A 5,122-nucleotide genomic window follows, 5' to 3' on the forward strand; every position below is an offset into this window, starting at 1 on the left:
ATATTTTATAGCTGATAAAGGATACGATTCGCAGAAAATCAGAGATAAAGCGATAGAACATGGCATGAGAGCGGTTATTCCTAGAAGAAAAAATACGAAACAACCTAACCCAGAGTTTGACAGTTACCTTTATAAATTACGCCATCTAGTTGAAAATATGTTCGCTCGATTAAAGCATTTTCGCAGTATAGCAACACGCTATGAAAAGCTAGCACGCAATTTTAAATCTATGCTTTACCTAGCTTGTACTATTATTCACTGTAGGTTAAATTGAGGACACGCCCTAGAAAATTCGGTCATGACTACTTTTCTCTAGAATCTCTTTTAACTCTTCAATATAAAAGTTTGGTTTAGAGTACAAAATGGTTAGATATTCTTTCGCTCGAGTCATTCCTACATACGCTGTTTTTCTCAATATGTCACTATCAGTGTCATGAACAGCTAAACCTAAGAAGTAAACATTCCTGAACTCTAGCCCTTTGCAAGAATCAGTCATCATTACTTTTACACTTGGATCAAGCAAATCTAGGTTTATTTTAGCCTGACGATCTAGAATTCCTTTAACACAACCACCTGAAAGACCAAGCTCTTTTAAACTATCCGTTAACCTTGGAATTAAGTTATCAACAATCTGTTTTTTATGATCAGATTCCATAATAATAACTGCAAAATCGTTTAAAGGTACCCCACTATCAACATGTGACTTAATGTCTTGAGCAATATAATCAACCATATCATTAAAGGTTGGTTGACTTACTAAAACGGGAAGATCTCCTTCTCGGCAGTCTCCATAGTCTGGCACCAATGCTTGATTATCACTTTCTATTTCTGTGTCTTCACCTTGAAACTCAGTACATAACTCTAATATTTGTCGCGTATTACGATAACTCTTACTTAATAAGGTCGGTTTTTTACCTTGCACATTCAGGCCAACTGATTTCCAAGTAAAGCGACTTCTTTGGAAAATATTTTGAGCAGGATCATAACAAAATAGCAAGCTATCTTTGCTTGAGAGGTAGCTTAAGACAGCTTTTAACATGTCTTCAGAAAAATCTTGTCCTTCATCAATCAGAATAGCATCGTATTTATCTTCGTCTTTATAGCTATTAAGAACCTGCATCATCTCATTAGAAATACGCTTGTTATATTCGTCCCAGCTCTCGCCACTCAGCTTTCTTTTATTCACTTCTTTTGGCAACAGTCCATGGAAATGCTTAACTTCAATAAAGCCTGTACCCTTTGATTTGTATGGTTCGATATGAGCGTTATTTAAGCTTGATCCCAAATGACTACGTAATGAAATATTGAAACAAACAACCAAAATTTTCCAATTTGGATTATATGTAGCTAAATGCTTAGCACGATAAACGACAACTAGTGACTTACCACTACCTGCTACACCCTTTAGTATTCGGTGACCAGGACCAATAGATCTGGCTGTTACTTCTTGTTGTTTATCTAATATCTTAATTAACTCATCATTATTAAGTACAATCTCTAAATCAAGCTCAGGTTGCTGTATTCGAAGCTCAGGAAATAGAGCGTACCTAACGGCGTCAAACTCTTTATTACTAAGAGGTGTAAATGAAAATCGATAATCGAACGAATTTAGTAGTCTACTAACGAACTCATCTCGTGCTTCTTTATCCTCAAAATCAACTCTTAAGTCGTCTTGAAATATGCACTTTTTGTGACTTAATATTTTATCGTCCAATAAGCCAGCTTTTTCAGCTTGAGCTCTTTCAATCTTTGTGAAAATAACGCATTCAGTAGTTGGAAATCTTAATTTTCCTTTATGATTGCCTGAAGCTTGTAATAAACTCGCTCCCCTCTTATCTCTTAAAGAGTACCTCTTTTCTAATAGATTTCTCACAGCTAACTGTACACTACGTGCCTGCTTTATCGGGTTCTCACGCTTTTTTATGCCTCCATTACCATCTTGTAAAGTGAATTGATTAGGTGTTGCACTCTCAATATATTGCAGACTCCAATCTTTCACTTCAACCAATATAATCCCATGGTATTTTGAAAAGACTAAAAAATCACCATGTCTATTATGTAAAGTAGCAGCTGGATCATACCAAACCATCCAATCCTCATCAGGAAGTAGCGTCTTTTTTAATAAGTCATATACTCTACGCTCCCCTGCTGTTGAATCTTTAACTTGACCTATGGAGTCTGGTATCATCTGAGCCATACTAGCTTCCTTTACTATCCTATTTATTAATTTACCTGATAAAATTATTTATTGAAATGGACTAACTAATCCAGCCCATTACATCCGCAACTTCTATAAGACCTAAGAATGATAGAAACAGACCAAATAAACTGATTTTTTTATTTAGCTTATCTTTACTTTTTTGTTGCTCTAATCTAGCTTTATCCAATCTTTGACGCTCTTCCTCAGATTTTTGCTGTTCCTTTCTGTGTTCCTCTATTTCTTTCTGTCTATTAATATCTTCTAGCTTTTGTCTTTGATGACTTAATATGCTATGTACTTGAATAATCTGTTCATTGGTTTCACGATACTTCATCGGCAACTGAAAAGCTTCTCGGAAATCTTCCCAACATCTATATGTTGGATACCTGCTAAGTTGAATAGGATTGAAAAAGTAGTTTCTAGCATTAAAGAGTGATGCTTGAGCATATAAATTATTTCGCCTTTCAATCTGAGCATCATTCTTTCTATTAATTTCGAGTCCTTTAAGGGCTTCTGCTCGCTCCTCATTAATTTGTTGAAAAGCTAGCTGATAAGCTAGAGCTAACATCAATAATAAAATTCTTCTTTTAGGTTCTCACTGCTAAGAAATAGAGCTACTTTTGATATTACCTCTTATCCCTAATTTTAGCCTCTTGCAAGCTTTCAACTAGCTGTGTAGCTTTCACATCAAGGGTTAGTGTCTGATTAAAAGCACTGTCTTTAAAAAAGTTACAGTCCACTTATTGAGCTGATTTTCAGTACAATCAGACCTGTCATCAATAATCAACGTATCTTTAAGTATTGGGTTGAATATATGGATTCCCTGACCACAGAAAATGACCTCATCATCACTAAGTAGCTTATTCTCTACTTTTCTTATGGTTGCAAAAAAAGCATCGGGCATCCCTGCCTCCAACATTTAACATTTAATTTAGTAAAATCGGATAAAACACTTACTCATTGCATGCAGCTAGAGTTTTAGTTAATTAAATGCTTTAGTTTCATTTTCTAGTTCCAAATAGAGCTCATAGATTAATACTTCAAGCTCTTCATTTTGCTCTAACTGCTCTTCAATAAGCTTGTTATGAAGATAAAAACTATTGAAATATCTATGATAAAAAGAGCTCTCTAATAGCATATTTAGAATCAAATCATAGTCCGTATCAAATACAGAGGCTAGAGGCTAAGTATGGTTTTATAAAATCTCAGACCTGTTCTTTTTACTCTTCTGAGCAATTTGTATAAAATAATTTATAAAACTTAGGTATTTGAACGGCGTTATTACTAATCAGGTTTTCTAGCTCTTCAATACAATCATCACAATTTTTAAAAATCTTCTATTTAATATCTCTTAACTTTAACAGTCGTTAAGTTTTCTATATTTTTACCGATAAAGTTAAATTTGTAAAGTTGTTTAGAACGCCTATACAATATGTTGCTTAATGCACATGTCAAGAACCTTTTAAGTCATACATTCTTGTATGCTCCTCTATCCAAAATAAAACGACTCTAAAGCAAGATGTAGAAAAAGCCCCCACAAGTAATATTTAACTTATGGAGGCTGTTTAGAGCATTAGTGATCTTTTATCATAAATAGCTATCTAACTTATTAAGGAGTTACTACATTCTACCTTGCAATTTATAGTATATATTCAAGTTATATCCTGAAGCTCTGAAGTGAGCTAACATATTTTCAGGATACATCAAAGCGTATGGAGCTTACTTTATCGTATAGTTTAATTTTAGCCATAATTAGCTACACGGAAGTCTGCGCCCTAATAGAAAATAATATTCACAGAGGTGCACCATCTCAATAATATTTGATGATGGCAAAATCCTGACCTGCTTTATTGTATTAGAAGAAGTAACACACCGACTATTAATCCACTCCAGCTCATATACTGGCAGTGTTAGTTGCTGTTATGAGAGATCTTATAGATGTTTTTTATACTTTATGCTGACTTATATTTGCAGAATCAAATGAGTAAATTAGACATGACAATACCAAAAAGACATGTATATCTGATTTTCATCTTTTGGAAAATCTGTACTTCGAGAGTATTTAGAAGCAAAATAACACCAGAGATAGTTCACTGTACTCACTAGAGTGACGGTCAAAAACACTGTCATTTAATGTGCCCTAACGGTGACCTAATTTTTTAACCTACCCTATTTTACCTAAACTGAATCACTCCCTAGGAATCCCTGTATCCTTTACATATCAATGGATGTAGGTTAATATACATCCCACGTTATTTAACGAAAAATTCGTTGCACTACCTTGACATGGTAGAGGTCGCTAGTTCGAATCTAGTTACGCCTACCAGCATTTAGTAAAAAAAGAAAGCCCTAATCTTTTTGATTGGGGCTTTTTTTTGTGCTTGTTTTATAGGGGCTGATACGCAAGTTAAATTTAATGGACTACAAAACTGAATAAAATTCATTGAAGTATATATTTGACAATTTATATTCAGGTTGATATTCTAAAAAAACATCGTGGGTTTATGGCTACTTCCAGCGCGATGAAAAATAAAGACTGGTAAAACGCACAACTCCTTTTGCTCTGTAAGGTGACTGTGTCGTTTCTTTTTTGGCACAGACAGAGCAATAGGTAACGTACTCCCCAATGTCTAGACCAAATTATCATAAAATTAAGATAGAATTGGGTTGATAAAACGATTCATTATCCGAACTATTGTTAGCCAGATAAACCTGTGCAGGAGTATGGTAATCGAGCGACTGATGTAAACGCTCATGATTGTAAAACTCGAAATACTCTTTCAAACCTGCTCTTGCCTGACTGACTGTCTCAAACTGTCGCAAATACACGCATTCATACTTCACTGACCGCCAAAGCCTTTCCACAAAGATATTATCCAGAGCCCTACCGCGACCATCCATACTGATAGCAATACCCTGCTC

4 protein-coding genes are annotated in these 5,122 nt (G+C 34.7%); 1 reads left to right on the forward strand and 3 read right to left on the reverse strand.

Annotated elements, in window-relative coordinates; translation table 11 throughout:
• A partial coding sequence (locus tag G561_RS0113080; protein WP_028859758.1) for an IS5 family transposase occupies positions 1–274 on the forward strand: 274 nt, incomplete at its 5' end.
• Between the two features lie 9 nt (positions 275–283).
• Here G561_RS0113080 and G561_RS0113085 read toward each other — a convergent pair.
• From G561_RS0113085 to G561_RS14765, 3 genes are all read right to left on the reverse strand, one after another.
• On the reverse strand, positions 284–2,197 hold the full coding sequence (locus tag G561_RS0113085; protein WP_028859941.1) for an NERD domain-containing protein: 1,914 nt from the start codon (positions 2,195–2,197) through the stop codon (positions 284–286).
• A gap of 61 nt (positions 2,198–2,258) precedes the next feature.
• Positions 2,259–2,768 (reverse strand): hypothetical protein, encoded by a 510-nt coding sequence (locus G561_RS0113090; RefSeq protein ID WP_028859942.1) that lies wholly within the window; start codon positions 2,766–2,768, stop codon positions 2,259–2,261.
• Positions 2,769–4,843: 2,075 nt separating this feature from the next.
• Positions 4,844–5,122, reverse strand: a 279-nt coding sequence (locus G561_RS14765) for an integrase core domain-containing protein (RefSeq protein WP_155954127.1), incomplete at its 5' end; no start/stop codon positions are given.

Origin of the sequence: Psychrobacter phenylpyruvicus DSM 7000 = NBRC 102152, from assembly GCF_000685805.1 — a bacterium.
Classification (GTDB): Bacteria; Pseudomonadota; Gammaproteobacteria; order Pseudomonadales; family Moraxellaceae; genus Psychrobacter; species Psychrobacter phenylpyruvicus.